At 60.2% G+C, this 25,818-nt stretch carries 30 protein-coding genes; 13 read left to right on the top strand and 17 right to left on the bottom strand.

From position 1 onward, the window contains the following. Positions 1–47: 47 nt before the first annotated feature. From BFW87_RS04845 to BFW87_RS04830, 4 genes are all read right to left on the bottom strand, one after another. A complete protein-coding gene (locus BFW87_RS04845) occupies positions 48–725 on the bottom strand; it encodes a response regulator transcription factor (protein ID WP_078738825.1) in 678 nt (225 codons plus the stop codon). 7 nt (positions 726–732) lie between these two features. Further along, a complete protein-coding gene (locus BFW87_RS04840) occupies positions 733–1,140 on the bottom strand; it encodes a translation initiation factor 2 (RefSeq protein WP_078738824.1) in 408 nt (135 codons plus the stop codon). 108 nt (positions 1,141–1,248) lie between these two features. After that, positions 1,249–1,548 carry a YciI family protein gene (locus tag BFW87_RS04835; RefSeq protein WP_078738823.1) on the bottom strand — a complete coding sequence of 100 codons (300 nt, stop codon included), beginning with the start codon at positions 1,546–1,548 and terminating at the stop codon, positions 1,249–1,251. A 1-nt stretch (position 1,549) separates the two neighbouring features. Further along, positions 1,550–2,146, bottom strand: a complete 597-nt coding sequence (locus BFW87_RS04830) for a septation protein A (protein ID WP_078738822.1) — start codon at positions 2,144–2,146, stop codon at positions 1,550–1,552. 87 nt (positions 2,147–2,233) lie between these two features. Here BFW87_RS04830 and BFW87_RS04825 point away from each other — a divergent pair, with 87 nt between their 5' ends. The 6 genes from BFW87_RS04825 to rluB all read left to right on the top strand — a co-directional run bounded on the left by BFW87_RS04825 (position 2,234) and on the right by rluB (position 7,204). Beyond that, positions 2,234–3,097, top strand: a complete 864-nt coding sequence (locus BFW87_RS04825; protein ID WP_078738821.1) for a PHP domain-containing protein — start codon at positions 2,234–2,236, stop codon at positions 3,095–3,097. Between the two features lie 13 nt (positions 3,098–3,110). Continuing rightward, positions 3,111–3,740, top strand: coding sequence for an L-threonylcarbamoyladenylate synthase (locus tag BFW87_RS04820; RefSeq protein WP_139372395.1), 630 nt, complete (start codon positions 3,111–3,113; stop codon positions 3,738–3,740). A 120-nt stretch (positions 3,741–3,860) separates the two neighbouring features. Beyond that, positions 3,861–4,559, top strand: coding sequence for a segregation and condensation protein A (locus tag BFW87_RS04815; protein WP_176159709.1), 699 nt, complete (start codon positions 3,861–3,863; stop codon positions 4,557–4,559). A gap of 12 nt (positions 4,560–4,571) precedes the next feature. Continuing rightward, positions 4,572–5,531, top strand: a complete 960-nt coding sequence (scpB, locus tag BFW87_RS04810; RefSeq protein WP_078738818.1) for an SMC-Scp complex subunit ScpB — start codon at positions 4,572–4,574, stop codon at positions 5,529–5,531. A 125-nt stretch (positions 5,532–5,656) separates the two neighbouring features. Next, entirely contained in the window at positions 5,657–5,848 is a 192-nt protein-coding gene (locus tag BFW87_RS04805) for a DUF1289 domain-containing protein (RefSeq protein ID WP_078738817.1), read from the top strand. A 144-nt stretch (positions 5,849–5,992) separates the two neighbouring features. Continuing rightward, entirely contained in the window at positions 5,993–7,204 is a 1,212-nt protein-coding gene (gene rluB / locus BFW87_RS04800) for a 23S rRNA pseudouridine(2605) synthase RluB (protein WP_010208149.1), read from the top strand. Between the two features lie 192 nt (positions 7,205–7,396). Here rluB and BFW87_RS04795 read toward each other — a convergent pair whose 3' ends face one another. Next, complete coding sequence (locus BFW87_RS04795) at positions 7,397–8,356, bottom strand: leucyl aminopeptidase (RefSeq protein ID WP_078738816.1); 960 nt, start codon at positions 8,354–8,356, stop codon at positions 7,397–7,399. A 73-nt stretch (positions 8,357–8,429) separates the two neighbouring features. Then, entirely contained in the window at positions 8,430–8,567 is a 138-nt protein-coding gene (locus BFW87_RS31945; RefSeq protein ID WP_003175756.1) for a hypothetical protein, read from the bottom strand. Positions 8,568–9,216: 649 nt separating this feature from the next. Here BFW87_RS31945 and BFW87_RS04785 point away from each other — a divergent pair. The 3 genes from BFW87_RS04785 to arfB all read left to right on the top strand — a co-directional run bounded on the left by BFW87_RS04785 (position 9,217) and on the right by arfB (position 11,852). After that, positions 9,217–10,638 carry an amino acid permease gene (locus tag BFW87_RS04785; protein WP_078738815.1) on the top strand — a complete coding sequence of 474 codons (1,422 nt, stop codon included), beginning with the start codon at positions 9,217–9,219 and terminating at the stop codon, positions 10,636–10,638. Positions 10,639–10,742: 104 nt separating this feature from the next. Further along, positions 10,743–11,426 (top strand): pentapeptide repeat-containing protein, encoded by a 684-nt coding sequence (locus BFW87_RS04780; protein ID WP_078738814.1) that lies wholly within the window; start codon positions 10,743–10,745, stop codon positions 11,424–11,426. Between the two features lie 12 nt (positions 11,427–11,438). Continuing rightward, on the top strand, positions 11,439–11,852 hold the full coding sequence (gene arfB, locus BFW87_RS04775; protein ID WP_078738813.1) for an alternative ribosome rescue aminoacyl-tRNA hydrolase ArfB: 414 nt from the start codon (positions 11,439–11,441) through the stop codon (positions 11,850–11,852). On the opposite strand, the gene BFW87_RS04770 is transcribed toward arfB, so the two are convergent. From BFW87_RS04770 to BFW87_RS04760, 4 genes are all read right to left on the bottom strand, one after another. Continuing rightward, positions 11,849–13,045, bottom strand: a complete 1,197-nt coding sequence (locus BFW87_RS04770) for an MFS transporter (protein ID WP_078738812.1) — start codon at positions 13,043–13,045, stop codon at positions 11,849–11,851. The genes arfB and BFW87_RS04770 overlap by 4 nt on opposite strands. A 104-nt stretch (positions 13,046–13,149) precedes the next feature. Further along, on the bottom strand, positions 13,150–13,332 hold the full coding sequence (locus BFW87_RS04765) for a hypothetical protein (protein ID WP_078738811.1): 183 nt from the start codon (positions 13,330–13,332) through the stop codon (positions 13,150–13,152). Between the two features lie 73 nt (positions 13,333–13,405). Further along, the gene (locus tag BFW87_RS32440) at positions 13,406–13,534 is read right to left on the bottom strand and encodes a hypothetical protein (RefSeq protein ID WP_303047300.1); all 129 of its coding nucleotides are present in this window, start codon (positions 13,532–13,534) and stop codon (positions 13,406–13,408) included. Positions 13,535–13,691: 157 nt separating this feature from the next. Continuing rightward, the gene (locus BFW87_RS04760) at positions 13,692–14,003 is read right to left on the bottom strand and encodes a DUF962 domain-containing protein (RefSeq protein WP_078738831.1); all 312 of its coding nucleotides are present in this window, start codon (positions 14,001–14,003) and stop codon (positions 13,692–13,694) included. 160 nt (positions 14,004–14,163) lie between these two features. Here BFW87_RS04760 and BFW87_RS04755 point away from each other — a divergent pair, with 160 nt between their 5' ends. After that, complete coding sequence (locus tag BFW87_RS04755) at positions 14,164–15,222, top strand: AraC family transcriptional regulator (protein WP_078738810.1); 1,059 nt, start codon at positions 14,164–14,166, stop codon at positions 15,220–15,222. Here the strand turns inward: BFW87_RS04755 and BFW87_RS04750 are convergent. From BFW87_RS04750 to BFW87_RS04720, 7 genes are all read right to left on the bottom strand, one after another. Next, the gene (locus BFW87_RS04750; RefSeq protein ID WP_078738809.1) at positions 15,179–16,633 is read right to left on the bottom strand and encodes a TrkH family potassium uptake protein; all 1,455 of its coding nucleotides are present in this window, start codon (positions 16,631–16,633) and stop codon (positions 15,179–15,181) included. The genes BFW87_RS04755 and BFW87_RS04750 overlap by 44 nt on opposite strands. Positions 16,634–16,895: 262 nt before the next feature. Continuing rightward, a complete protein-coding gene (locus BFW87_RS04745; protein ID WP_078738808.1) occupies positions 16,896–18,239 on the bottom strand; it encodes an imelysin family protein in 1,344 nt (447 codons plus the stop codon). Positions 18,240–18,366: 127 nt separating this feature from the next. Continuing rightward, positions 18,367–20,418: a putative bifunctional diguanylate cyclase/phosphodiesterase gene (locus tag BFW87_RS04740; protein ID WP_078738807.1), complete on the bottom strand. Its 2,052-nt coding sequence runs from the start codon at positions 20,416–20,418 to the stop codon at positions 18,367–18,369. A gap of 208 nt (positions 20,419–20,626) precedes the next feature. Further along, complete coding sequence (locus BFW87_RS04735; RefSeq protein WP_139372393.1) at positions 20,627–20,887, bottom strand: hypothetical protein; 261 nt, start codon at positions 20,885–20,887, stop codon at positions 20,627–20,629. A gap of 147 nt (positions 20,888–21,034) precedes the next feature. Then, positions 21,035–21,631: a superoxide dismutase gene (locus BFW87_RS04730; RefSeq protein WP_003212997.1), complete on the bottom strand. Its 597-nt coding sequence runs from the start codon at positions 21,629–21,631 to the stop codon at positions 21,035–21,037. Between the two features lie 178 nt (positions 21,632–21,809). Then, positions 21,810–22,409: a LysE/ArgO family amino acid transporter gene (locus BFW87_RS04725; RefSeq protein WP_078738805.1), complete on the bottom strand. Its 600-nt coding sequence runs from the start codon at positions 22,407–22,409 to the stop codon at positions 21,810–21,812. Between the two features lie 5 nt (positions 22,410–22,414). Next, positions 22,415–22,816 (bottom strand): ACT domain-containing protein, encoded by a 402-nt coding sequence (locus BFW87_RS04720; protein ID WP_078738804.1) that lies wholly within the window; start codon positions 22,814–22,816, stop codon positions 22,415–22,417. Positions 22,817–22,913: 97 nt separating this feature from the next. On the opposite strand from BFW87_RS04720, the gene BFW87_RS04715 reads away from it, so the two are divergent. From BFW87_RS04715 to BFW87_RS04705, 3 genes are all read left to right on the top strand, one after another. Continuing rightward, positions 22,914–23,807, top strand: coding sequence for a LysR family transcriptional regulator ArgP (locus tag BFW87_RS04715; protein WP_078738803.1), 894 nt, complete (start codon positions 22,914–22,916; stop codon positions 23,805–23,807). Between the two features lie 52 nt (positions 23,808–23,859). Then, complete coding sequence (locus BFW87_RS04710; protein WP_078738802.1) at positions 23,860–24,858, top strand: NAD-dependent epimerase/dehydratase family protein; 999 nt, start codon at positions 23,860–23,862, stop codon at positions 24,856–24,858. Between the two features lie 127 nt (positions 24,859–24,985). Beyond that, the gene (locus BFW87_RS04705; RefSeq protein WP_078738801.1) at positions 24,986–25,810 is read left to right on the top strand and encodes an ATPase; all 825 of its coding nucleotides are present in this window, start codon (positions 24,986–24,988) and stop codon (positions 25,808–25,810) included. Positions 25,811–25,818: the final 8 nt, after the last annotated feature.

Raw genomic sequence — 25,818 nt, 5'->3', positions numbered from 1 at the left:
CGTTACCCAAATAACGGATATGTACTCAGCAACCCAGCCCCCACCACTCAAAGGCTGTAGTAATACCCACGACTACGCAACGCCACAATCCGTGGCCGACCATCCGGGTGCGGGCCGATCTTCTTGCGCAGGTTACTGACGTGCATGTCCAGGCTGCGATCGTAAAGGGTCAGCTTGCGACCCAGAGCAATCTGCGCCAGTTCCTGCTTGTCCAGCGGCTCACCAGGCTGGCGCAACAACGCTTCAAGCAAGCGGCTTTCAGAAACAGTAAGCGTAAATTCCTGCTCATCAATGCTGACCACGCCACGCACCGGGCTGAAGCACAAATCTCCCAGTTCAAGCTGCGTTGACACTGCCGCCGGATGGCTGCGGCGTAACACAGCGCGCAAGCGGGCAGTGAGTTCCCGCGGGTCGCACGGTTTGGCGAGGTAATCGTCAGCCCCCAGTTCCAGGCCGAGAATACGGTCCAGCGGCTCGCCCCGCGCCGACAGCATCAGCACCGGCAAATCCGGGTGGTCGTTGCGCAACTGCTTGAGCAGCTCCAGGCCGCTGCCGTCGGGCAGCATCACGTCGAGCACCACCGCCGCAGGGGCGCTGTCGGCCAGGGCTCTGCGCGCGCTCAAACCGTCATGGCAAGCGCGCACCTGGAAACCTTCCTGGCTCAACCAACTGGTCAGCAGCTCACAGAGCTCCTGGTCATCATCTATCAGTAACAGCTCGCTCATGACTCACTCAATTTAGCCATTGTCGACGGCGACGGTGCCCACCGCTGGCGAAAATCCCGCACAGCAAGGCGATCAGTGCGACGGCCCCGCCCGTCACAAACCACTGTTGTTGCTCGGTCAGCCAGCGGGTCAAGGCACCGCCCTGTGCCTCTTTGAGTTGCTGGGCCAGGCGTTGGTTCTCCTGGCGCAAGCGATTCAGTTGGGCGCTCTCGCGGGCAGGGTCCGCACTTTGCAATTGTTTGCTCAATTCTTCACGCAGACGCTCGCTTTCTTTCAAGCGTTGCTGCAGCTCTGTGATCTGGCTACCGGCACTCAAGGACAGGGGCGTGGAACTGCCGGTGTTCGAGGGTTCTTCAGCGTGGGCCGTGGCCCCGATCGTTAACACTGCCAACAGACACAACTGACGTAAGCGCATCGGAACTCCTGATTCCACACGAATATTCAGAACGTTGTCGGCAGGTTACCGGGAATAATGAGCCATTAGGAGTACGCCGAACGCAATAGGTTCGGCGGGCTCAGAGGGTCAAGGCAGGACTTGTTTGAATGGTTTGATCGAAACATCCGCGTAGACACCCGCTGCGATGTAGGGATCCGCCTTGGCCCAGGCCTGGGCATCGGCCAGGGAGGCAAACTCGGCGATGATCAGGCTGCCGGTGAACCCGGCGTCACCCGGGTCATTGCTGTCGACCGCCGGGTTCGGGCCGGCCAGCACCAGCCGGCCTTCTGCTTGCAGCACTTTCAGGCGCTCAAGGTGGGCCGGGCGCACGGACAGGCGTTTTTCCAGCGAGTTGGCAACGTCGGTAGCAACAATGGCGTAGAGCATGTCAGTCCTCGGTTTTCGGCGTGGTGGGGTCGGTGTCATGCAGGTGGCGCGACAGGTAGATACCTTGAGCGATCAGGAACAACACGGTCATGCCCAGGCTGCCGAAGACTTTGAAGTCGACCCAGTAATCCTGGAAGGTAAAGGCCACAAACAGGTTGGCGGCGCCGCAGAACAGGAAAAACACGATCCAGGCCACGTTCAAACGTGTCCACACCGGCTCCGGCAGGATCAGTGCATGGCCCATGATCCGCTTGATCAGCAGGCGATCGCCGATGAAGTGGCTGCCGATAAACGCCAGGGCAAACAGCCAGTTCACCACCGGGGCTTTCCATTTAAGGAAGGTTTCGCTGTGGAAGGCCAGGGTCAGGCTGCCGAAGACCAGGCACGCGACGAGGGTCAGCCATTGGCTTTTTTCGAGTTTGCGTTGAGAGATGAAGATCGCGCCGTAGACCACGACAGAGCTGATGATCAGCACGGCGGTGGCGCTGTAGATGCCCCCGACGGTCAGTTCATGGCCGGCCAGATCGATGACGCGAGGGTCGAGTTTATAAACGATGAAAAACAGCAACAGCGGGATGAAGTCGATGAATTGTTTCACAGTAAGAGCCAGAAGCTGGATGTGGCGGCATAATAACAAACATCCTTGGTAGCGAAAGCGCCAGCTGACTTGAGGTTACACACTTCCGTGAATGTTGATTTGCACTGCCACAGCACGGCCTCCGACGGCGCCCTGGCGCCCGCGGTACTGGTCGCGCGTGCGTTTGAAAAAGGCGTGCGAGTCCTGGCGTTGACCGACCACGACACCCTCGAAGGCCTTGATGAAGCCCGCGAAGCCGCGCAGGCGCTGGGTATGCAACTGGTCAATGGCGTGGAATTGTCCTGCACCTGGGGCGGCGCCACCATTCATGTGCTCGGCTACGGTTTTGACCAGAAAGCCCCGCCGCTGGTGGAGGCCATCGCTAATTTGCACGATGGCCGCTGGCTGCGGTCCGAAGAAATAAGCCGCAAGCTCGGCCTCAAGGGCATGCCCAATGCCCTCGATGGCGCCCGCGCCGTCCAGCAGGAGCTGGGCGACAGCGGCAATGCACCGGCCCGGCCGCACTTTGCCGACTGGATGGTACGTGAAGGTTTTGTTAAGGACCGCGCCGAAGCGTTTCGCAAATGGTTGGGTGCTGGCAAGTTGGGCGATGTGAAGCAACATTGGCCGACCCTGGAAGACACCGTCGAGACCCTGCGGGCCTCCGGGGCGTGGGTCAGCCTGGCGCACCCCTGGCATTACGATTTCACCCGCAGCAAGCGCCGCAAGCTGATCAGCGACTATATTGGTGCGGGCGGCCATGCAATCGAGGTGGTTAACGGGCACCAACCCGCCGATCAGGTGGGGAGCCTGGCGATTCTTGCGCGCGAATTTGGTCTGCTGGTCAGTGCCGGCAGTGATTTTCATGGCCCAGGCGGCTGGTCCGAGATCGGCGAGTACCGCGCGGTCCCGGAAGATTTGCCGCTTTTGTGGGGGCGATTCAAGCATGACCCCATTACTGCCACCGTCTGAACAGGTAGAGCACGTGAGTCAATTCTTCCAGATTCATCCGGAAAACCCGCAAGCGCGCCTGATTAAACAGGCCGTGGAGATCATCCGCGCCGGCGGCGTGGTGATCTACCCGACGGATTCGTCCTACGCCATCGGTTGCCAAATCGGCGACAAAGGCGCGGTTGAACGGGTAAGACGCTTGCGTGACCTGGACAAGAACCACAACTTTGCGCTGATCTGCAGCGATCTGTCGCAGCTTGGCTTGTTCGCCAAGGTCGACACCGGCACGTTTCGCCTGCTCAAGGCGCACACGCCGGGGCCCTACACTTTTATTTTGAACGCCACCCGCGAAGTGCCGCGCCTGTTGCTGCACCCGAAGAAACGCACCATCGGCCTGCGTGTTCCGGAGCATCCGATAGCCTTGGCGTTGCTGGCCGAGTTGGGTGAGCCGCTGATGAGCGTGTCGCTGATCATGCCCGGCGAAACCGAGCCGCTGTATGACCCCTACGAAATGCGCCAATTGCTGGAAAAGCAGGTCGACCTGATCATCGACGGCGGCTACGGCGGCAACAAGGCATCCACCGTGATCAACCTGGCCGACGGCGAGCCGGAAGTGGTGCGTGTGGGCTGCGGCGACCCGACGCCGTTTATGGTCGAGGCCTGAATGTCGGTCGTGGAAACCGTCGACAGCCAGGCGGGCGCCCAGCAGGAACTGCCCTTTGCCATGGTCTACGGCCAGGCCGTCATGGAAATGCCGCTGGACTTGTACATTCCGCCGGATGCCCTGGAGGTCTTTCTTGAAGCCTTCGAAGGCCCGCTGGACTTGCTGCTGTACCTGATCCGCAAACAGAACATCAATATCCTCGACATCCCCGTGGCGGAAATCACCCGCCAATACATGGGCTATGTCGAGTTGATGCAGTCGGTGCGCCTGGAGCTGGCCGCCGAGTACCTGGTGATGGCCGCCATGCTCGCCGAGATCAAGTCGCGCATGTTGCTGCCGCGCTCGGAGACTATAGAAGCCGAAGAAGATGACCCGCGCGCCGAACTGATCCGCCGTCTGCAAGAGTACGAGCGTTTCAAGGCCGCCGCCGAAGGCATTGATGGCTTGAGCCGCGTGGGTCGCGACGTGGTGGTACCCAAACTCGACGCCCCCGAAGCCCGCGCGCGCAAGCTGTTGCCGGATGTCAGCCTGGAAGAATTGCTGATGTCCATGGCCGAGGTGCTGCGCCGTGGCGACATGTTTGAAAGCCACCAGGTCAGCCGCGAAGCCTTGTCCACCCGTGAGCGCATGAGTGATGTGCTGGATCGCCTCAAGGGCGGCGGGTTTGTGCCGTTTGTAGAGCTGTTTACCAAAGAAGAAGGGCGCCTGGGGGTGGTAGTGACCTTTATGGCGATCCTCGAGTTGGTGAAGGAATCCTTGGTCGAGCTGGTCCAGAATGAGCCTTTTGCGGCTATCCACGTGCGGGCGCGAGCCGAATAAAGAGCTGAATCGATGAATTTGACTGAACCCCGCGAACTGGCCCCGCTGCTGGAAGCCTTTCTCCTGGCCTCGGGTAAACCGCAATCCCTTGAGCGGCTGTTCGAACTCTTTGAAGAGGCCGAACGCCCCGAGCCGCCGGTGTTCAAAAAGGCGCTGGAGATTCTGCGCAAGTCCTGCGACGGCCGCGCGTTTGAATTGCGCGAAGTGGCGTCGGGTTATCGCCTGCAGATCCGTGAGAAATTTTCCCCGTGGGTCGGCCGCTTGTGGGAAGAACGCCCGCAGCGTTATTCACGGGCGATGCTCGAGACCATGGCGCTGATCGCCTATCGCCAGCCGATCACCCGGGGCGAAATCGAGGATGTGCGGGGTGTCGCGGTCAACAGCCATATCGTCAAGACCTTGCTGGAGCGCGAGTGGATTCGTATCGTCGGTTACCGCGATGTGCCCGGCAAACCGGCGATGTTCGCCACCACCAAGGTGTTCCTCGACCACTTCAACCTGAAAAACCTCGACGATTTGCCACCGCTCGCCGAGCTGCGCGAGATGGAACCGGACCCGGTGCTGGACTTCGACGATGCGCCAGTGCCCGCCAGCCTTCAGGAGCTGGCGGACGCGACCGCCGAGCCGGAAGAGCCGAAGGACGAAACCAGCTTCCACACCTTGTTGCTGGAACTGGATGATATGGAGCAAGGCATCAAGACTGACTTTGATGACTTGCTGCGGGATGGAGCGGTCAGTGACGGTGAGCAGGAGCCTGCGTTGCAACTGAACGTTGAGGTTGAGCCGCCAGTCGAAGTTGAAGATGAGCCCGAGCCTGAACCCGAGGAGGACATCCTCGGCGTCGCCGAAGCCCGTGCCAAACTCCTGGCCGCTGTCGCGGCGCTCGAACAACCACCGCTGAGCGACGAAGAAGACGAAGCCCGCGCGCTGGCCGAGGCCATCGAAGCCGAGCGCCGCGAGTTCGAAGACTGACTCGGTCTACCAAACACCGCAAACCCATGTGGGAGCTGGCTTGCCTGCGATGCAGGCACCTCGGTGTGTCAGGCATACCAAGGGGATGCCATCGCAGGCAAGCCAGCTCCCACAGAGGATCGTCCATGAGTTCCACCAAAGACCCCTGCATCAATATCTGCAAGTTCACCGACGACATCTGCATCGGCTGTGGCCGCAGCAAGCGCGAAATCCGCGCCTGGAAGAAACTCGACAAGGTCGACAAACGCACTGTCCTCGCCGAAGCCGAGCTGCGTTTGCTGGCCCTGGGCGCCACCGGTCGGCGGAAAAGCAAGTGACAGCCCACTATTGAGCTAGTCTCTGATGCGCAACGCGCGCCATGCGCGTATGATTTGCGACCCTTCGGCGACGTATTCGCCGCAAGCCCCGCTTTCAACACTCTTCAGGCCACGCCTGAATCGACCCACCGGGAGGTGCTTAAGATGAACGACAAAGACCAGAACGACAGCCAGGAAATCGGCCCAGCAGGCGAAAAACTGCAAAAGGTGCTGGCACGTATCGGCGTGGGCTCGCGCCGCGACGTCGAAGCCTGGATCACCCAGAAACGCATCAAGGTCAACGGCGTCGAGGCTACCCTCGGCCAGCGCGTCGACCTGCATGACGCAATTACCATTGATGGCAAGGTCATCAAGCGTGAAGAGGCCGCCGAATCGGTGCGCCGCGTGATCATGTACAACAAGCCGGACGGCGAGATCTGCACCCGTGACGACCCGGAAGGCCGTCCGACCGTGTTTGACAAGATGCCCAAGCCCAAAGAAGGCCGCTGGATCAACATCGGCCGTCTGGACATCAACACCACCGGCTTGCTGATGTTCACCACCGACGGTGAACTGGCCAACCGCCTGATGCACCCGTCCTACGAGATGGACCGTGAATACGCTGTGCGTGTACGCGGTGAAGTCGATGACGAGATGATCGAGCGCTTGAAGGCTGGCGTGGTGCTGGAAGACGGCCCGGCCAAGTTCACCGACATCAAGCAAGCGCCCGGCGGTGAAGGTTTCAACCACTGGTACCATTGCGTGGTGATGGAAGGCCGTAACCGTGAAGTGCGTCGCCTGTGGGAATCCCAGGGCCTGGTGGTCAGCCGCCTGAAGCGCGTGCGTTTCGGCCCGGTGTTCCTGAACTCCGACCTGCCGATGGGCCGCTGGCGCGAAATGAGCCAGTACGAAGTCGACATCCTCAGTGCCGAGGTCGGCCTGACGCCAGTCGCCATGCCGCAGATGAACGCCAAGAGCAAGGACAAGCTTGAGCGTATGCAGCGTAAATCGTCGCGTCCTGTGGCACGTACCGAGCGTGTTGCGCGCACCCTGCGCCCTGCGTTGAATGCACCGGCAACCGGCGGTCGCATTTCCCGTGAGCCGCAGATCGAAGGCGAGCGTCGCCCAACCGCGCCATCGCGTCAGGAAGGCGAGCGTGCTCCACGTGCGCCGCGTCCTGCTCCGGCTGGTGGTCGCAGCAACCGTGGTGAAGCGGATCGCCCGGCGGACAACGCCAGCACCAAGCGTCCAGCCAAGCCGGCGGCGAACAAGCGCCCGGGCCCGAAACTGGTTGCGGACGAGCCGTCGGGCAAGCGCCGTGGCGCCCCGGCCGGCTCAGGTCAGCGTCCTGGTTTTGGTCGCAAGAAGCCGCAGTGATTTAGCTGCGGCATAAAAAACGCCAACCCTCGGGTTGGCGTTTTTTTTTGGTGTTGAATTTGAAATGCATTCAAGTGTGGGAGCTGGCTTGCCTGCGATGCAAACAACTCGGTCTGTCAGGCACACCAGAGTGATGCCATCGCAGGCAAGCCAGCTCCCACACTTGATCTCCATTGTTCATGAAATCTGTGTTTAAAACGCAAACCGCCCATCAAACACCGGCTTGTCATCCAGCGCCAACACCCCGCTGGCGAAGATCAAATCCAGATGATGGCTGCCTTTCTGCCCGCCCCCCAAGCCTAAGTGCAACCCGCAATGGCGCTCTTCAAAGCCCGCATTGCGCGCATACAAATCCTTGACCCCTTCATTGGTGCCAATCCCCAACTCCTCCACACGACGGTTGGACGGGTTGGCATTCAGGTATTTATTGAAGTCATCTGCCAGGCCCGGCACGTCGCTGGCTACGCCGCAGATAGTCGAGTTTTCGATCCACAGTTCCAGCGGCGATTGCAGCACGCCGTATTTACGCGCAAACGGAATAGTGCTCAGAAAAGTGCCGACAAACCGCACCTGGCCGTTGATGGCTTCGCTGTGAGTGGCGATTTCGCCCGGCGCGAGGTCGTGGTTGCCGACGCCATTGATGTTCGTCCACTTCTTGATGCTGCTCATCGGTGCTTCAAGGCGTGAGCCGTGCTTGTCGGTAAAGCTCAGCACGTTGGCCTGGGACATGCGCCGGATCAGCGTGGCGTTGAGGTCGGCGATGCGCTGCGGCTCGACGCTGAAGGTGTCGTAGAAGTAGTCGCCGTAATCCTTGAACAGCAGGGATTTTTTCCAGTGTTCGGCCATCACGCCTTGCAGGGCGCGGATAAAGTCCGGGCCTTCGGCGCGTGGGTTGGGCAGTGTCGAGGAATCGTAGAGAAACAGGTACAGGTCGCTGGCCTCGATGGCTTGGGCCAGGGTTTCGCTGGGCGTCAGGTCGAGGCGCTGCAGCTGGAAATTGAAACGGGCGGCGCTGCCTTGGGTGATCGCCTGGGCAATCGCATCGTAGCGCTCGGTGTGGCCCAGCAGTACGGTGGGGCGGCTCAGGCCGTTGAGGGCCGGGTGGTGAGCGAGGTAGTAGAGAAAGTGTTCGACGGCGCGGGCCTTGTCCATGACGGGTGTCCTTCTGTGCCTTGGGTAAGGGGGCAGGTGCCGTGCACAGCACCTGCCGGATGCCTGCCGGTTTTTAGAACGGCCACATCGCGGTGCCAAACGGCACAACGGCGTCGGCTTGCATCATTTCAACGGCGGCCTCATGGGTCGGCGCTTCAAACCAATCGTCGAGTTGCAGTTCGGTTTCCAGGTCGTTTTCCAGTGCTTGCATGGTGTATCTCCTAGAGGACGTTGTTTGAGAACGGCTTGCCAGCGGGCTTCGCTGGGCAAGTGAAAGAACCTAGGAGAGTGCGTTTCGGAATGCAAAATATTTATTGACACGGTCTCATTTGGATTTTTTCTTCTGTTTTTTCGCCGTGCTTTTTTAGTTAGAAAAAACAAAGGGCTGGAGCGGGTAATTTGTCAGAAATTTCCCACTGACATTTTTCCGTTAGCTGACGGATTCGGTTCAGCTGTAACGCTAATTTTCCGTGCTGTAACGATTAATTTACGAGAAATTCGCCACATTATTGAGCGGTAGCACGCTGTAAGGAATGCCTGACAGTTTGTGCTGAGCGCTTTCCGGGGTCGGCCCGAAGCTGTCGAGCGGTGTACAATGCGCCGCGTTTTACTGTGACCCCCCCTTGCGTATCCACGCAAAAGGCCAAGACCCAGGGTGTACCCAGCCCTGATCACTCCGCCTGGCCACGAGCCAGACGGGTTCGATTTCGTCACAGATAAAAACAAACAGGTGACGCATGACCGTTAGAAACACGCTGTATTCCTGGTGCCTGCGCTGGGGTTTGAGCCGCGCTGCTTGAGTCGAGATTCACGGCAGCAACCTGCATTCAACTCCTCAAACCTTGCGTGAGACCCTTTTCATGAGTGGACCCCATTCCTCTTCAGGCGAGCTGAAACGCGGCCTGAAAAACCGGCATATCCAGTTGATCGCCCTCGGTGGCGCCATCGGCACCGGCCTGTTCCTGGGCTCGGCCGGCGTGCTCAAATCCGCCGGCCCATCGATGATCCTGGGCTATGCCATCTGCGGTTTCATCGCCTTCATGATCATGCGCCAGCTCGGCGAAATGATCGTCGAAGAGCCGGTCGCCGGCTCCTTCAGCCACTTTGCCCACAAGTACTGGGGCGGTTTCGCCGGCTTCCTGTCGGGCTGGAACTGCTGGATTCTGTACATCCTGGTGGGCATGTCGGAGCTGACAGCGGTTGGCAAATACGTGCACTACTGGTGGCCGGAGATCCCGACCTGGGTCTCGGCGGCAGCGTTCTTCGTGCTGATCAACCTGATCAACCTGGCCAACGTCAAAGTCTTCGGTGAAGCCGAGTTCTGGTTTGCGATCATCAAGGTGGTGGCCATCGTCGGCATGATCGCCTTGGGCAGTTACATGCTGGTCAGCGGCAGCGGCGGCCCCCAAGCCTCGGTCAGCAACCTGTGGGACCACGGCGGTTTCTTTCCCCATGGCGTCGGCGGGTTGGTGATGGCCATGGCGATCATCATGTTCTCCTTTGGCGGTCTGGAAATGCTCGGCTTTACGGCTGCCGAAGCCGACCAGCCACGCACCGTGATCCCGAAAGCGATCAACCAGGTGATCTACCGCATCCTGATTTTCTACATCGGCGCGCTGGTCGTGCTGTTGTCGCTGACGCCGTGGGACAGCCTGCTGGCGACCCTCAATGCGTCCGGCGATGCCTACAGCGGCAGCCCGTTCGTGCAAGTGTTCTCGATGCTGGGCAGCAACACCGCCGCGCACATCCTCAACTTCGTGGTGCTGACCGCAGCGTTGTCGGTGTACAACAGCGGCACCTACTGCAACAGCCGCATGCTGCTGGGTATGGCCGAACAGGGTGATGCGCCCAAAGCGTTGGCGAAGATCGACAAACGCGGCGTGCCGGTGCGTTCGATTCTCGCCTCGGCGGCGGTTACGCTGGTGGCGGTACTGATGAACTACCTGATCCCGCAACATGCGCTGGAATTACTGATGTCACTGGTGGTCGCCACGCTGGTGATCAACTGGGCGATGATCAGCTTCTCGCACTTCAAGTTCCGCCAGTACATGAACCGCACCGGCCAGGTGCCGCTGTTCAAGGCGCTGTGGTACCCCTACGGCAACTACATCTGCCTGGCGTTCGTGGTGTTTATCCTCGTGATCATGCTGATGATTCCGGGGATTCAGGTGTCGGTGTACGCAATCCCGGTGTGGGTGGCGTTCATGGGGCTGTGCTACTGGATCAAGAACAAGCGCAATGTCGAAGCCGCGCCTGCTACGACGAGTGCAGCGTTGAAGTAAGCGACCCTCGTCAACTGAAAACCCGGCGCCTTGCCGGGTTTTTTGTGGGCGCTGACAGGTTAGACTCGCGCCTCGTTTTAATCTGTTATCTGGCGGGAGGCCTCATGCAGCACACCGATATCGACGGCGGCAGCTTGCAGCGCGATGCGCTGGAAGACCTGATCGCTCAGCACAGCGGGCCGTTGCGCCTGATTGGCGTCGACTTGAGCGGGGCTGATTTGTCGCGAATGGTGCTGGACCACTGGGTGTTCGAGCGCTGCATTCTGGTCCAGACCTCATTCCTAGGCTCGCGCCTGGAAGGCACGCAGTGGAAAAGTTGCCGAGCAGGCCATGCCATTTTCGAGGCAGCGAACCTGCTGGAAGCGCAATTCAACAGTTGTGATTTGAACAACACCCGCTGGCAGCGCAGCAAATTGCCCCAGGCCAGCTTTGAACACTGCAAGCTGACCGGCGCCAACTTCACCCATTGCGCGTCCCTGGGCCTGAGCTTCAGTGAAACCCGGCTCAACAGCGCGTTTTTGTCCGGCCTTTCATTTGCCCGAACCGTGCTGAATAACCTGGATTTTTCCGACAGCGATTTGTCGGACGCCGACTTTCGCAAGGCTGAACTGATCGACTGCAGCCTCGCCCATGCTCGCCTCAATGGCGCCAATTTCGCCGGCGCCGACCTGCGCGGTGCAGATTTGAGCGGGTTTCGTCTCAATGATGCCAAACTGTTCAAAGGCGCCGTGATTTCCAAAGCCCAGGCGTCGATGTTGTTGTCCGAGTTGGGCTTGTCCGTTGCCTAAGGTTTCTGAGTAATGCTGGTTATTTCCAACAACGTGCACCTGCCTGATGCCGAGATCGAGCTGACCGCCATCCGCGCCCAGGGCGCCGGTGGGCAGAACGTCAACAAGGTGTCGAGCGCGGTGCACCTGCGGTTTGATATTCCGGGGTCGTCGCTGCCGGACTTTTACAAGGAGCGCCTGCTGGCGCTGCGCGACAGCCGCATCACCAGCGAAGGCGTGCTGGTGCTCAAGGCCCAGCAATACCGGACCCAGGAGCAGAACCGCGCGGATGCGCTGGAGCGCTTGGTGGAGTTGATCCTCAGTGCCACCAAGGTCGAAAAGAAGCGCCGTCCGACCAAGCCCACATTAGGCTCGAAAAAGCGTCGTCTCGAATCCAAGACCAAGCGCGGCAGCATCAAGGCCGGGCGCGGCAAGGTCGACTTCTAGGCGCCGCGTGCCTCGCGGGCTTTGGGCGCCTCGCGGTACAGGTACACGCTCAGCAGCAAGCCACCGAACGCGGCGAGGGCGGCGAACAGGAAGATCGATGCAAAGCCGAAGCCAGCCGCTACCGCCCCGGCGAGCGGGCCAGTGATGCCCAGCGACAAGTCGATAAACAGTGAATAAGCCCCTACAGCCGAACCCCGGCTGGACGCGGGCACCAGGTTGACCGCCTCCACGCCGAGCGCCGGAAACACCAGTGAAAAGCCAAAACCGCTCAACGCCGCACCGGCCAACGCCAGCTGCGCATCCGGCGCGAGCCACAGCAGCAACAAGCCCAAAATCTCTACCGACAGGCACGCAATCGCCACGCGAAAGCCGCCAATCCGGTTGATCAAATTGCCGAACAGCAGCCGCGCGCCGATAAAGCTGGCACCGAACAGGCTCAACGCCCACACCGCGTTATCCCAATGCTGGGTGGTGTAATACAGGGTGATAAAGGTGGCGATGGTGCCAAAGCCAATCGAGCCCAGCGCCAGCGCGCAGCCGTGGGGCAGCACGCGGCCCAGCACGTTCATGAAGGGCAGGCGTACGCCGGCCACGATGGGCGCCGCTTCTTTGCGCCAGGCAAGGGCGAAACCCAGCACGGCCAGAAGAATGATGCTGAAACCCATGCTCCACAGGCCAAAATGGCTGACCAACACCACTCCGAGCGGCGCACCGACAGCCAGTGCGCCGTAGCTGGCGATGCCATTCCAGGAGATGACCTTGGCAGTGTTCGCCCCACCGACCCGGCCGATGCCCCAGCCGATGGCGCCTGAACCGACCAGACTCTCCGCGCTGCCGAGCACCAGCCGGCCGACAAACAGGCTGGCCAGGCTGACGGCCGGCAGGGTCGAAAACACCGCTGCGAGCAGCATGAACACACCGCTCAGGCCACAGCCCAACAGGCCAATCAGGACCGCACGCTTGCTGCCCAGCGTGTCGATCATGCGGCCGGCGTAAGGGCGACTCAGCAGTGTCGCCAGGTATTGCACGCTGATCACCAGCCCGGCGATGACGGCGCCATACCCCAGTTCACTGTGGACATAGCCCGGCAATACGGCGAGGGGAATGCCGATGTTCAGGTAGCCGATAAAGGTAAACAGCACGATGGAAACAACTTGCAGCGTGACCGCCATGGGGCGCTGGGTATCTGGCATGGGAGAGGTCCACTGTCGCAGCAGGTAAAGATAGGCTGCTAATGATACCGGTGCTTTGGCCTCTGTAGGGCGGCAAAACACAAAAACGTCAGATCAAACAGCGATCAGGGCTTGGAGGGGGCCAGCATTTGCGTGGTGACGAGGGCGGCCAGGGCGTTTTCCTGAGTACCAAAGCGCTTGAGCAGAAGGGCCTGTTTGTCGGGGCTGAGGCGGTTCCAGACTTCAATCATCTGTAAGGCCGCGTCGAGGACGGCAGCGTCCGGGGCATCGGGGAGGGTATCGGTCATAACGGAGGTCTCATGATTCAGGCAGTGTGGAAAGCGCTCTAAAGCTGCGCTTTCCACACGGTCTGGTACGGCGTCAGTCCGGGCTGTTGCCGTCGACTGGTTTTGCTTCTTTGGCCTCAGGCTGCTGTGGGCTGGCCTGCTGCGGTGTTTGCTGCTCAGCTTCGTGCAGGCTTGGGAAGGGGAGATTAGGTATCTCGTGCATCGTCGTCGCTCCTCGCAAGGTCTGTTTTCAATCGCAGGTGATTCCGCGCTCTCAAAAAGCCTTGGCAGGATACAGCACTGCAAATGACAAAAAGATTTTAATGTCAGCGGATGTACGAACTTTCATCGATTGAACGCAAGTGACAAGAGGTCACACCTCAGAACGGCACCTTGCCCAAAATCATGTCGCGGTACATCACAAAATCTCCCAGCAAGCTGTAGAACGGGTGTTGAAACGTGGCTGGGCGGTTCTTTTCGAAGAAGAAGTGGCCAACCCAGGCAAAGCCATAACCGGCAATCGGCACCGCAATCAGCAGTGCCAACGAGCCTCGGCCGATGGCATACGCCAAAATGCCGATCACCAGCGTGGTGCCAATAAAGTGCAGGCGCCGGCAGGTGCTGTCGGCGTGTTCACTCAGGTAATACGGGTAAAACTCGGCGAAGCTGTTGAATTGTTTGACGTTTTCCACAGTGGCCAACCCTTTGATCAGTGTGCCGCCCAACAGATGTTCGGCGGGGAGCTTATTTGAGTCTAGAGTGATCAGTGGTAACAGCCAGTGACAATAGATGCCACTTTAGTATCCTTGGCTTCCTGGCTGCCGTGTGAGCCTGCTTTTTTAAGAAGACGCCATGAGCGAACGAACAACTTCTGCAAGCTGGGCGATGGGCATCGTCAAGGCGTTGGAAATGGACGGCCTGGACTGCCGTGCCCTGTTCAAGCAACTGGGCCTGGATTACGCCGCTTTGAGTGATCCTGACGCACGCTTTCCACAAGACTCCATGACTCGGCTGTGGCAGCGGGCGGTCGAGCTGTCGGGCAACCCGGCGATCGGCCTGAACATGGGCAAGGTGGTGCGCCCCGCCTCCTTTCATGTGGCCGGTTATGCATTGATGTCCAGCAACACGCTGGCCGAGGGGTTTATGCGGCTGGTGCGCTACCAGCGAATCATTGCCGAAAGCGCCGACCTGAGTTTCCGATTATTACCCGAAGGCTATGCGCTGATTCTTACGGTGCATGGCGACCACCTGCCACCCACCCGGCAAAGCGCTGAAGCCTCGCTGGCGAGTGCCTTGGCATTATGTGGCTGGCTGACCGGACGCACGTTGCAGCCGCGCAAGGTCGTGCTGCAAGGCGACCAGCCGGCGGACCTTGCACCCTATAAACAGGCGTTCCATGCACCGCTGGAGTTCAACGCGCCCTATGACGCGCTGATTTTCGAACAGGCCGACATGGACGCGCCGCTGCCCACCGCCAACGAGGCCATGGCGCTGCTGCATGATCGGTTTGCCGGTGAATACCTGGCGCGGTTTTCCGAAAGTCGTGTGACGCACAAGGCGCGCCAGGTGTTGTGTCGTCTGTTGCCCCAGGGCGAACCCAAGCGCGAAGTGGTGGCACAGACCCTGCACTTGTCTCAGCGCACCTTGCAGCGGCGTTTACAGGAGGAAGGCACCAGTTTTCAAACGTTGCTCGACGACACCCGCCGTGAGCTGGCCGAGCAATACCTGGCGCAGCCAAGCATGACCTTGCTGGAAATCGCCTACCTGTTGGGTTTTGCAGACCCGAGCAACTTCTTCCGCGCGTTCCGCCGCTGGTTCGATGCCACGCCCGGCGAGTACCGGACGCGGTTACTGGAAGCGCCGTCGATCAGTGACGCCAAAACGCCGGAATGCACAGCACAAACACCGTAATAATCTCGAGCCGGCCCAGCAGCATGCCAAACGACAAGATCCACTTGGCGGCATCCGGCAGGCTGGCGAAGTTGCCCGCCGGGCCGATGGTTTCGCCCAGGCCCGGGCCCACGCCGGACACGGTGCTGGCGGCGCCGGTCAACGCGGTCATCCAGTCCAGCCCCAGCAACGACAAGGCCAGGGCGATGGCGCAGATGGTGATGGCGAAGAAAAACGAGAAGGTCAGAATCGAGCGTACGATTTCTTCGTCGAGGCGGTGGCCGTTGTACTTCTGCTTGATTACCGCGCGCGGGTGAATCAGTTGGTTCAAGTTGGCCTTGAGCAGGATATAGGCAACCTGGAAACGGAAGATCTTGATTCCGCCGGCGGTCGAACCCGAACAGCCGCCGATAAAGCCCAGGTAGAAAAACAGCATCAGTGAGAAATTGCCCCACAGACTGTAGTCCCCCAGTGCAAAACCGGTCGTCGTCACCACCGAGGTGACGTTCAGTGCCACATGACGCAGGGCATCCAGCCAATGCAGATTGGTGGTCCACCAGTACCAGGTGCCGAGTACCAGCCAGGTCACCACCAACAAACCGAGCAAGCCTTGCACCTGCTGATCCTTGATCAACGCCCGACGGTTGCCGCGCAACGTGGCCACGTACAGGGTGAACGGCAGGCTGCCGAGAATCATCACCACCACCGCCACCCAGTGCACCGCCGGTTGTTTCCAATGGGCCAGGGATTCATCGGAAGTGGAAAAACCACCGGTGGAAATTGCCGACATCGCGTGGTTGATCGCATCGAACAAGCCCATCCCGGCCCACCAGAACGCGAGGCTGCCGAGGATGGTGATGCCCACATACGCCGCCACAATCAGGCGCGCCACCATGTGCGAACGGGGCATGACCTTTTCCGAGCGGTCCGAGGATTCGGTCTGGAACAGGCGCATGCCGCCGATGCGCAGCAGCGGCAGGATCGCCACCGCCATGCCGATAAAGCCGATGCCGCCGAGCCAGTGCAACAGCGAGCGCCACATCAGAATGCCCGGGGACATGCTGTCCAGGCCGCTCAACACCGTGGAACCGGTGGCAGTGATGCCGGACATGCTTTCGAAAAACGAGTCGGTGTAGCTGATGTGCTGGGTCAGCAAAAAGGGCAGGGCGGCGAAGATGCACACCACCACCCAGCTGGTGACGGTAAGAAGGTACATGTCCCGTGGGCGCAGGTGCACGTGTTCGGGGCGGCCGGGGATGACCAGGGCCAGGCCGGCGAGAAAGGTGATCATGCTGGCCCACAGGAACGACGGCAGGTCGCTGGTGCGTTCGAAGATCACCAGGGTGGCCATGGGCACGACCATGGCGATGGCCAGGGTGATCAGGAAGATGCCGATGATGAAACCGATGATGCGCAGGGTCGGCAACGCCATGAAATGTGCTCGGGTAATAGGGCAGAGGCGCCATTCTACCTGCGGTGCGGGGCATGTAAACCGAGGGGGTGGGAGCGACATCGATCAAAGGTGGGAGCGGGCTTGCTCGCGAATGCGCAGTGTCAGTCGCCAAATGCTTCGACTGATCCACGGCATTCGCGAGCAAGCCCGCTCCCACAGGGGGTCTCCAGTGTCTGATCTGACCTCGAAGGCAGGCATAAAAAAGGCGACCCGAAGGTCGCCTTTTTCAACGCGGCACGGATCAGAATTCGTGATCAGCGCTATCCGGGTTCAGGTCGCTGATGCCCAGCTTGCCTGCAGCTGCCTCGATCGAACCGGTCTGCTTGACCAGCGCGGCGATGGCATCGCGCACGATCTGGTTGCCTGCGTCGTTACCGGCCGCGATCAACTGGTCGTAATGCTCACCCTTGTTGGCATGATCCACCATGACCTGAATCTTCGCTTCGGTCGCCGCCAAATCAGCTTTCAACGCGGTATCAGCCGCCGGATCGGCCTTGGCCACCAGCGACGACAAGCTCGGCCCCGTCATTTTGTTGCCATCAACCCGGGTGTACTCGCCCAGGTAAACGTTACGAATGCCTTTGGCATCGTAGAAGTGCGAGTTGTGGGTGTTGTCGCTGAAGCAGTCCTGCTCGTCTTCCGGCGAGTTGGCTTCCAGGGACACCTTCATGCGCTCACCGGCCAGTTCGCCGAGGGACAGGCTGCCCATGCCGAACAACATTTTGCGCAGGCCGTCGGTGGCAGGTTCTGCCTCCAGGGTGGCGCGGTAGTTGTCGTCGACGTTGGGCTTCCAGTTGCCGACCATTTCTTCCAGGTCGCTGACCAGCAGTTGGGTCACGGCACGCAGGTACGTGCGGCGGCGCTCGTTGTGGCCGCCGGTGGCACCGTCGCCGGTCATGTAGTCTGAAGCCGGGCGGTTGCCCGCGCCTGGGCCGGTACCGTTGAGGTCCTGGCCCCAGAGCAGGAATTCGATGGCGTGGTAGCCGGTAGCCACGTTGGCTTCGGAACCGCCCAGCTCATTGAGGCTGGCGAGTTTTTCCGGGGTGATTTCCTTGACGTCGACCTTGTCTTCGCCGACCTGGATCTCGGTGTTGGCGATGATGTTTGCGTTGGCGCCCGGGTTACCCAGGGCGTGCTCGTAGGATTTGTCGGTGTAGTCGATCAGGCCTTCGTCCAGGGGCCAGGCGTTCACCTGACCTTCCCAGTCGTCGATGATGGTGTTGCCGAAGCGGAACACTTCGCTCTGCAGGTACGGAACGCGTGCGGCGATCCAGGCAGTGCGGGCCGCTTTCAGGGTGTCGTCGCTCGGGTTGGCGAGGAACGTGTCGATCGCGGTTTGCAGGGTTTTTGCAGTGGATTCGGCATCGCTGTACACCGCGAACACCATGTCAGCGTAATGCGCGACCACGGCTTTGGCGGCCGCTTCGTCGACCTGGCCTGCCGGGGTGGCAGCCGCTGGAGCGGTGGTGCTGGCAGCCGGGGTCGGCGCTTGAGGCGCGGCGGCCTTGTCTTTACCTTCGCCGCAACCGGCGAGAGAAATGGCAATGGCCAGCAGACTGGCGGTGGCCAGGGGCATACGAATCATGGCGAACATCCTGCTTCGGTTGTTGATGGGGCGCGCGGGGGAGCGCAAAAACTGCGACATAATGCGAAAGATTTGCATTTTGTGTAAAGGTTTATACGAGGGAAATATTTAGTATCGATTTGTCGGTTCAGAGAATCGCCGCGTTGTTGCGCTCGGCCTGTTTCAAATAAGCCGCCAACTCGCGGGCTTGCAGCGGTTTGCTGTAGTGATAACCCTGGCCCTCGTGGCAGCCCTCGGAAATGATGTAGGCCTCTTGCTCGGCGGTTTCCACGCCTTCGGCAATTACCTGCATGCCCAGGCTTTTGCCCAACTGGATGATGGCGCGCACGATTGTCGCGTCGTCGTCGTCATCGAGCAGGTCCTGCACGAAACTCTTGTCGATTTTGATTTTGTCCAGCGGCAGGCTTTTCAGGTAGCTCAAGGACGAATAGCCGGTGCCGAAGTCGTCAATCGCAATCAACGCTCCGGAACGCCGCAGGCTGAGCAAATGCTGGGCGGCGGTGCTGATGTCTTCCATCAGGCCGGTCTCGGTGACTTCCAGCTCGAGGCTGCGCGGCGGCAGGCGGTAGATCTGCATCAGGTTGTTGACCACCCTTGGCAGCTCGGTGTGGTGCAATTGCACAGTGGACAGGTTGACCGCCATGCGCAGGTCTGTGAACCCCAGGTCATGCCAGTCGCGCAATTGCCGGCACGCCTGGTCCAGTACCCATTCGCCAATCGGGATAATCGTGCCGTTCTGTTCCGCCAGCGGGATGAACAGGTCCGGCGGTACCAGGCCGTGTTCCGGGTGTTGCCAGCGGATCAGCGCTTCCACGCCCACCACGCGATGGTCGCGGTAGCTGATCTGCGGCTGGTAAACCAGGTGGAATTGCTCACGGCTGAGGGCATCGCGCAGGTCTTTTTCCAGCTCGCGGCGCCGGCGCATTTCGCTGTCGACGCTGGCGATATAAAACTGATAACGGTTGCGTGAGCGGCTCTTGGCCAGGGTCATGGTCTGTTCGGCTTTTTGCAGCAGCTTCTCGGTGCTGTCGCCGTCTTCCGGAAACAGGGTGATGCCGATGGTGGCGCGCAGGCGAATCTGCTCGTGTTCGAGGGCGAACTCACCTTCCAGGTCATCCAGAATGCTTTGCGCCAGCTCGGCGGCTTCGTAAGGCTGGTCGATATCGGCCTGCACCAGCGCAAACTGGTCGCCGCCCAAGCGGGCGAGGGCGCCGAGGCGGCCGCTGTGGGCACGCAGGCGGTCGGCCAGGGCCAGCAATAATTTGTCGCCAGCCTGGTAGGTGAACTGTTCGTTGACACTTTTGAAGTCATCCAGGCCCACGCACAACACCGCCACACGGCGCTGGCGTCGGCCGGCGTCGATCAGGATCTTGTCCAGTTGCTCCTGCAGTTTCTGGCGGTTGGGCAGGCCGGTGAGAAAATCGTACTGCGCCATGCGCAGCAGGCTGGATTCAGCCTCGTGGCGCAGGTGGGTATTGCGCTCGATAGATTCCAGTAACTGGTTGGCGGTGTTGATCCACAGCCCCAGTTCGTTGCGTTCATGGCCTTTAAGCTGGGGTATTTTGTGTTCGCTGGGCCGGTCCGGGTTGATCGAGGTCAGGTGCTCGATAATCCGCGACAGCGGTTTGGTCAGCAGCCAGTGATACACCAGGTACAGCACCAGGCCCATGGCCAGGGCGCGCAGCACCCCGGAAATGAAAATGATGACCGAGCTGACCAAAAAACCCTTGCCGTAGTTGGCCGTGTCGAGCGTGATGCTGAGGTCGCCGTAATATTCGCTGTAGGGGCCTTTGCCGACCAATGCCGTGGTGAAGGTGCGTTCCTGGCCAAGAATTATGTCGGTCAGCCAGCGGCTGGGGGATTGCTGCAGTGCGCGGCTTTTTTCCGCCAGCATGGTTTCGTTGGGATGGCCGATGGAGGCCATGCGCACGGCGTCGTCCTGGAACAGGCCTTCGATCACCTGCATCCCCATCTCGCGGTCCAGGCTATAGACGGCCTGGGTCGAGGGGTCGCGGAACATGTCGAGAATACGCTGGGCATCGCCCGCCACGGCTTGTCGCGTCTTGTAGGCATCGAAGACGATCTGCGCCGCGCTTAACGCCACGCCCACGATCAATGCCGACAGCAGCACAACCCGTAACAACTTCACCGACAAGCTGTTTTTGAGTTCCAGCTTCAAAGGGTCATTCCTTGTTCCGTGCGGGTAGCCTCAATATGCCATGAGTATTGGCAATCTGGTGATGGCAGTCAAAGGAACATTAGGGCATCGGCGGGTTTGGGAACGAACTTGAGCGGGGAGATGGCTGAAAGCAGGCGGATGTGTATCCGCCTGCCTGAGACGGCGCCTTGGGCGCACAGGCGTCGCCCATGGCCGGCACTACCTATCTTTAAGCAGCGTTGGAGTTAACGTTGGCGTTGATATTGATGTGGTTTGTCGAACCACCACCTTCGCCCCCGAAATCCACGCGTTTCTGGTTGTGCATCTCTTGGTGAGCGATTTTGTCTTTATCACCGCCACCTTCTTTATTGCCCGATTGCGATTGAGCCGCTTGAGTGGCCATTTTCACCAGTTCGGTGCCCATTTTTAATGCTTCGCCAACAAGCCCCATAGCTGGGCCGGCGAGACCGGCCAGTGCTCCAATACTCATGTAATTTCTCCGACAGGTAAGAGAGGTGAATTCCTCACACTGACTACGTGGCGGCATCCGCGTACTGAGTTCCAACGAATTGGCCATAATTCCCGACCCATAAAAAAGCCCGGCACATGGCCGGGCTCTTTTTACTGCAAGTGTCGCTTAGGCAGTGAAGGTTTTGCCTTCGAACTGCTCAGCCACGAACTTCCAGTTGACCAGGTTCCAGAACGCTTCCACATACTTTGGACGCACGTTGCGGTAGTCGATGTAGTAAGCGTGCTCCCAGACGTCGCAGGTCAGCAGCGGGGTGTCGCCGCTGGTCAGCGGGTTGCCGGCGCCGATGGTGCTGGCCAGGGCCAGGGAGCCGTCAGCTTTTTTCACCAGCCAGCCCCAACCGGAACCGAAGGTGCCGACGGACGTCTTGGTGAATTCTTCTTTGAACTTGTCGAACGAACCGAAGGCTGCGTTGATCGCCTCAGCCAGTGCGCCGGTCGGTTGACCACCAGCGTTTGGCGCCAGGCAGTTCCAGTAGAAGGTGTGGTTCCAGACCTGAGCGGCGTTGTTGAAGATGCCGCCGGAAGAGGATTTAACGATCTCTTCCAGGGTTTTGCCTTCGAACTCGGTGCCTGGCACCAGGTTGTTCAGGTTCACGACGTAGGTGTTGTGGTGCTTGTCGTGGTGGTACTCCAGGGTTTCCTTGGAAATATGCGGCTGCAGGGCATCGTGTGCGTAGGGCAGCGGCGGCAATTCGAAAGCCATGATGATTCTCCTAATCAGGTCAGTTGCGGTGAGCGCAAGGCCGATCACGGGCGGCCAAACAAGCGCCGGGGAGTTTGTACTCTTTGCGGCGCAGGGACCGGATCATAGCACCGGGGTTGCGGCATAACCACGCAACAACTGTGTGGGATAGAGGTTCCAGAGCGTTTTGGAATATTCCTCAGGCGCTGATCAATTGATAGGCCACGCTGAACATCATCACCGCGACCAACAGATCGAGCAGGCGCCAGGTCGTCGGGCGTGCGAGCCACGGTGCCAGCCAGGCCGCGCCGAGGGCCAGTGTCGCGAACCACAGAAACGAGGCGCTGGCGGCCCCGGCGACATACGCGCCAGGTTCGGTTTGTTGCGCACCCAATGAGCCGATCAGCAGCACCGTGTCCAGATACACGTGCGGATTGAGCAACGTCACCGCCAGTGCGCTGAGCAACACCGCACGCAGTGAACGCACCTTGAGATGATCGCCGTGTGCCAGGCTCTGCCTGGAAAACGCCCGGCGCAACGCCAGCGTGCCATACCACAACAAAAACGCCGCACCGCCCCAACGGGCAATCGCCAGCAGCAACGGGTTTTGCGCCAACACCGTCGCCAGGCCGAATACCCCCGCCGCTACCAGCAGCGCATCGCAGACCACGCACAATGCTGCCACGGGCAAATGATGTTCACGACGCAGGCTTTGCGCCAATACAAAAGCGTTCTGAGTGCCGATCGCCATGATCAGGCCCAGGGCCACCAGCAGCCCGTTCACATAGCTCTGCCACATAGGGTTTACTCCGGGTTTGCTGCCAGTTGCCGCAACACATCCAGGGCGCGCTGTGCATCAGCACGACCCACAAACAGGTGGTCGTGGTAATAACCGGCGATCACGTTGCAACTGATGCCGGCGTCTCCCAGTGCGCCGGCAAAGGCGGCGGTCAGGCCTACCGCCTCCAGCGCCGAATGCACAGTCAGGGTGATCCAGGCGGCCACATAGTCGAAGGCCAGGCCCGCCTGTTCCGCTTGCTGGCGCTCGACAATCAGCGTCAGACCTTCATGCTCGCGAAAACTGCCGATAACGTCGCAGCCTTCAGGGATGCGATTGTCGGGCAGGGTGCAGAACACGTAATCGCCGTCATTCAGTTGCGGGCTCATGCTGCGCAGCAGGGTTGCCAGGGCGGTTTCGCCAGCCATGTGAAATTTCCTTAAAGAGAGAAGCCATGCTGGTCATTCTCTCGGGCTAAGCTGTATAAGAAAAACCAATATTGCTGATCGCTCATTAGAGAAACTGATGTTCGACTATAAATTGCTTTCCGCCCTGGCGGCGGTGGTGGAACAAGCCGGGTTCGAACGCGGCGCCCAGGTGCTGGGGCTGTCGCAATCGGCAATCTCCCAGCGCATCAAGCTGCTGGAGGCGCGCATTGGCCAGCCGGTGCTGGTGCGCGCCACGCCGCCGACGCCCACTGACATTGGCCGACGCCTGCTCAATCACGTGCAGCAAGTGCGGTTACTGGAGCGCGACCTGCAAAGCCAGGTGCCCGCGCTGGACGAAGAGGGCATGCCCGAGCGCCTGCGCATCGCCCTGAATGCTGACAGCCTCGCCACCTGGTGGGCCGAGGCCGTCAGCGGTTTTTGTGCCGACCAGCATCTATTGCTGGATTTGGTGGTGGAAGACCAGACCGTGGGCCTCAAACGCATGCGCGCCGGTGAAGTGGCGGCGTGCATCTGCGCCAGCGAACGCCCGGTGGCTGGCGCGCGCAGCCTGTTGCTCGGCGCCATGCGCTATCGGGCGTTAGCCAGCCCGGCGTTTATTGCCCGGCATTTCCCCGAGGGCGTGCGCGCCGATCAACTGGCGAAAACGCCGGCGCTGGTGTTCGGCCCGGACGATTTCCTGCAACACCGTTACCTGGCGTCTCTCGGCGTGGACGGCGGTTTCGAACACCATTTATGCCCTTCGTCCGAAGGGTTTATCCGCCTGACGGAAGCCGGCTTGGGCTGGGGGCTGGTGCCGGAACTGCAAGTGCGCGACCAACTGGAAACGGGCGAATTGGTCGAGTTGTTGCCAGATAAGCCCATCGATGTGCCGTTGTACTGGCATCATTGGCGCAGTGGCGGGCAATTGTTGGGCCTGTTGACCGACCATCTGGCCCAGGCCTGTGGCCAATGGTTGGTGCCGTTGAAGTAACAGCGGGCGTCAAGGCAACAGCGATGAAAAACGAAAGAACATGGGGTAACAAATGAAAATTCTGGTCACCGGCGCAAGCGGCTTCATTGGCGGGCGCTTCGCGCGTTTTGCCCTGGAGCAGGGCCTGGACGTGCGGGTCAACGGGCGGCGCGCCGAAGGTGTGGAGCACCTGATACGGCGCGGCGCCGAGTTCATCCAGGGTGATTTGAACGACGCCGACCTGGTGCGCGAGCTGTGCCGTGACGTCGAAGCCGTGGTGCATTGCGCCGGCTCCGTCGGGCTGTGGGGCAAGTACCAGGACTTCCACCAAGGCAATGTGCTGGTGACTGAAAACGTCGTCGAAGCCTGCCTCAAGCAGCGCGTCGGGCGCCTGGTGCACCTGTCGTCGCCGTCGATCTACTTTGACGGGCGCGATCACCTGGGCCTGACCGAAGAGCAAGTGCCCAAGCGCTTCAAGCATCCTTACGCCGCGACCAAATACCTGTCGGAACAGAAAGTCTTCGGCGCCCAGGAGTTCGGCCTGGAAGTGCTGGCCCTGCGCCCGCGTTTTGTCACCGGCGCGGGGGATATGAGCATCTTCCCGCGCCTGTTGAAAATGCAGCGCAAGAACCGTCTGGCTATTGTTGGCGACGGCCTGAACAAGGTCGATTTCACCAGTGTGCACAACCTCAACGAGGCGTTGCTCAGCAGTTTGCTGGCCACCGGTTCGGCGCTGGGCAAGGCTTACAACATCAGCAACGGCACGCCGGTGCCAGTGTGGGATGTGGTGAACTACGTGATGCGCCAGATGGACATGCCGCAGGTCACGCGGTATCGGTCTTACGGTTTGTCCTACAGCGTAGCGGCCTTGAACGAGGCATTCTGCGCGATGTGGCCGGGCCGACCAGAGCCGGCGCTGTCGCGGTTGGGCATGCAGGTGATGAACAAAGATTTCACCCTCGACATCAGCCGGGCGAGGCATTATCTCGACTATGAGCCCAAGGTCAGCCTGTGGACGGCCCTCGACGAGTTCTGCAGCTGGTGGAAAGCCCAGGATCCGGGCTTGAAGTAAGCTCACAAGCTGCAACACATCGGGAACCGAATTCACGGTTTCAGGTCGATCAGTGCGGCGTGAACGCGGTTTATACTCCGATCGCTCGGCGTTTCAGGTAGCCATCTCATTGATTCAGGATTGATTCATGCGTAACGATGACAAAGACGATTTCGACAACGTTCCCGGCCTGCGTGCCGACGTCGGGGACGATGATGATTTCGAGCCGACGCCCGCCACCGCCGTGCGTTCGCGCAACACCAAAGTGGTGAAGGTCAAGAGCGCCAGTACCGGCCCGCTGTGGGCATTGGTCGGCGCGTTGCTGATCGCCTTTGCGGGCCTGGCCTGGTGGAGCTTTCAGCAGATTTCCCTGATGGGTCAGCAGTTGGTCGCGACCCAGGAAAGCTTTGCGCGCATCAGCGAAGAAGCGGCGGGGCGCCTGCAGGATATTTCCGGCAAGGTGGTGGCCAGCGAAGCCAATGTGAACAATGGCAGCGAGGCGCTGAAACTGCAGATCAAGCAGCTTGAGACCCAGTTGCTGGAGCAGGGCAAGCAGCAGGTCGGGGTGGCGGGCCAAGCCACCGAGCTTGATCAACGGCTGGCACAAATGAGCGCCAGCACCACTGACCTGTCGAACGCGAACGCCAAACTGCAAGGCCAGGTGCAGGCATTGACCGATGCGGTGGCTACCCTCAAGGCCGCGCAAGGCGATATCAAGGAGTTGTCCGCCGACGTCGCTGCCCTGAAAAAACAGGGCAACCCGAGCGCGGCGATCGCCCGTCTTGAGCAGGACCTTGTCGTCCTCAAAAGCGCCCAGGACAACCAGCCCGCCAACAGCGATGCGCCGACCAATAAAGAGTTCGACGTGTTCCGCATCCAGACCACGCGCAACATCACCACATTGCAGAGTCAGGTGCAGAACCTGAATCAGCAGCTTAACGCGCCCGCGAAGATCACCCCGCTGACCCAGTAGTACACGGA

Source organism: Pseudomonas fluorescens (genome assembly GCF_002022275.1).
Classification (GTDB): Bacteria; Pseudomonadota; Gammaproteobacteria; order Pseudomonadales; family Pseudomonadaceae; genus Aquipseudomonas; species Aquipseudomonas fluorescens_AJ.
The sequence above is the reverse complement of the archived record's forward strand: the minus strand, read 5'-3'. Positions and strand labels throughout refer to the sequence as shown.

What these genes read in the sequence shown, in the direction of transcription:
- BFW87_RS31945 (WP_003175756.1), bottom strand. Translation starts at nt 8,567, where the DNA reads ATGCAAGCACTGGAAAACGACCTGGAAACCGAACTGCAACTCGACGAT.
- BFW87_RS04780 (WP_078738814.1), top strand. Translation starts at nt 10,743, where the DNA reads ATGCAGCACACCGATATCGACGGCGGCAGCTTGCAGCGCGATGCGCTG.
- BFW87_RS32440 (WP_303047300.1), bottom strand. Translation starts at nt 13,534, where the DNA reads ATGCACGAGATACCTAATCTCCCCTTCCCAAGCCTGCACGAAGCTGAG.
- BFW87_RS04795 (WP_078738816.1), bottom strand. Translation starts at nt 8,356, where the DNA reads ATGGACAAGGCCCGCGCCGTCGAACACTTTCTCTACTACCTCGCTCAC.
- BFW87_RS04735 (WP_139372393.1), bottom strand. Translation starts at nt 20,887, where the DNA reads ATGAGTATTGGAGCACTGGCCGGTCTCGCCGGCCCAGCTATGGGGCTT.
- BFW87_RS04725 (WP_078738805.1), bottom strand. Translation starts at nt 22,409, where the DNA reads ATGTGGCAGAGCTATGTGAACGGGCTGCTGGTGGCCCTGGGCCTGATC.
- BFW87_RS04785 (WP_078738815.1), top strand. Translation starts at nt 9,217, where the DNA reads ATGAGTGGACCCCATTCCTCTTCAGGCGAGCTGAAACGCGGCCTGAAA.
- scpB (WP_078738818.1), top strand. Translation starts at nt 4,572, where the DNA reads ATGAATTTGACTGAACCCCGCGAACTGGCCCCGCTGCTGGAAGCCTTT.
- BFW87_RS04750 (WP_078738809.1), bottom strand. Translation starts at nt 16,633, where the DNA reads ATGGCGTTGCCGACCCTGCGCATCATCGGTTTCATCATCGGCATCTTC.
- BFW87_RS04710 (WP_078738802.1), top strand. Translation starts at nt 23,860, where the DNA reads ATGAAAATTCTGGTCACCGGCGCAAGCGGCTTCATTGGCGGGCGCTTC.
- rluB (WP_010208149.1), top strand. Translation starts at nt 5,993, where the DNA reads ATGAACGACAAAGACCAGAACGACAGCCAGGAAATCGGCCCAGCAGGC.
- BFW87_RS04745 (WP_078738808.1), bottom strand. Translation starts at nt 18,239, where the DNA reads ATGATTCGTATGCCCCTGGCCACCGCCAGTCTGCTGGCCATTGCCATT.
- arfB (WP_078738813.1), top strand. Translation starts at nt 11,439, where the DNA reads ATGCTGGTTATTTCCAACAACGTGCACCTGCCTGATGCCGAGATCGAG.
- BFW87_RS04730 (WP_003212997.1), bottom strand. Translation starts at nt 21,631, where the DNA reads ATGGCTTTCGAATTGCCGCCGCTGCCCTACGCACACGATGCCCTGCAG.
- BFW87_RS04840 (WP_078738824.1), bottom strand. Translation starts at nt 1,140, where the DNA reads ATGCGCTTACGTCAGTTGTGTCTGTTGGCAGTGTTAACGATCGGGGCC.
- BFW87_RS04755 (WP_078738810.1), top strand. Translation starts at nt 14,164, where the DNA reads ATGAGCGAACGAACAACTTCTGCAAGCTGGGCGATGGGCATCGTCAAG.
- BFW87_RS04845 (WP_078738825.1), bottom strand. Translation starts at nt 725, where the DNA reads ATGAGCGAGCTGTTACTGATAGATGATGACCAGGAGCTCTGTGAGCTG.
- BFW87_RS04715 (WP_078738803.1), top strand. Translation starts at nt 22,914, where the DNA reads ATGTTCGACTATAAATTGCTTTCCGCCCTGGCGGCGGTGGTGGAACAA.
- BFW87_RS04770 (WP_078738812.1), bottom strand. Translation starts at nt 13,045, where the DNA reads ATGCCAGATACCCAGCGCCCCATGGCGGTCACGCTGCAAGTTGTTTCC.
- BFW87_RS04765 (WP_078738811.1), bottom strand. Translation starts at nt 13,332, where the DNA reads ATGACCGATACCCTCCCCGATGCCCCGGACGCTGCCGTCCTCGACGCG.
- BFW87_RS04720 (WP_078738804.1), bottom strand. Translation starts at nt 22,816, where the DNA reads ATGGCTGGCGAAACCGCCCTGGCAACCCTGCTGCGCAGCATGAGCCCG.
- BFW87_RS04805 (WP_078738817.1), top strand. Translation starts at nt 5,657, where the DNA reads ATGAGTTCCACCAAAGACCCCTGCATCAATATCTGCAAGTTCACCGAC.
- BFW87_RS04705 (WP_078738801.1), top strand. Translation starts at nt 24,986, where the DNA reads ATGCGTAACGATGACAAAGACGATTTCGACAACGTTCCCGGCCTGCGT.
- BFW87_RS04835 (WP_078738823.1), bottom strand. Translation starts at nt 1,548, where the DNA reads ATGCTCTACGCCATTGTTGCTACCGACGTTGCCAACTCGCTGGAAAAA.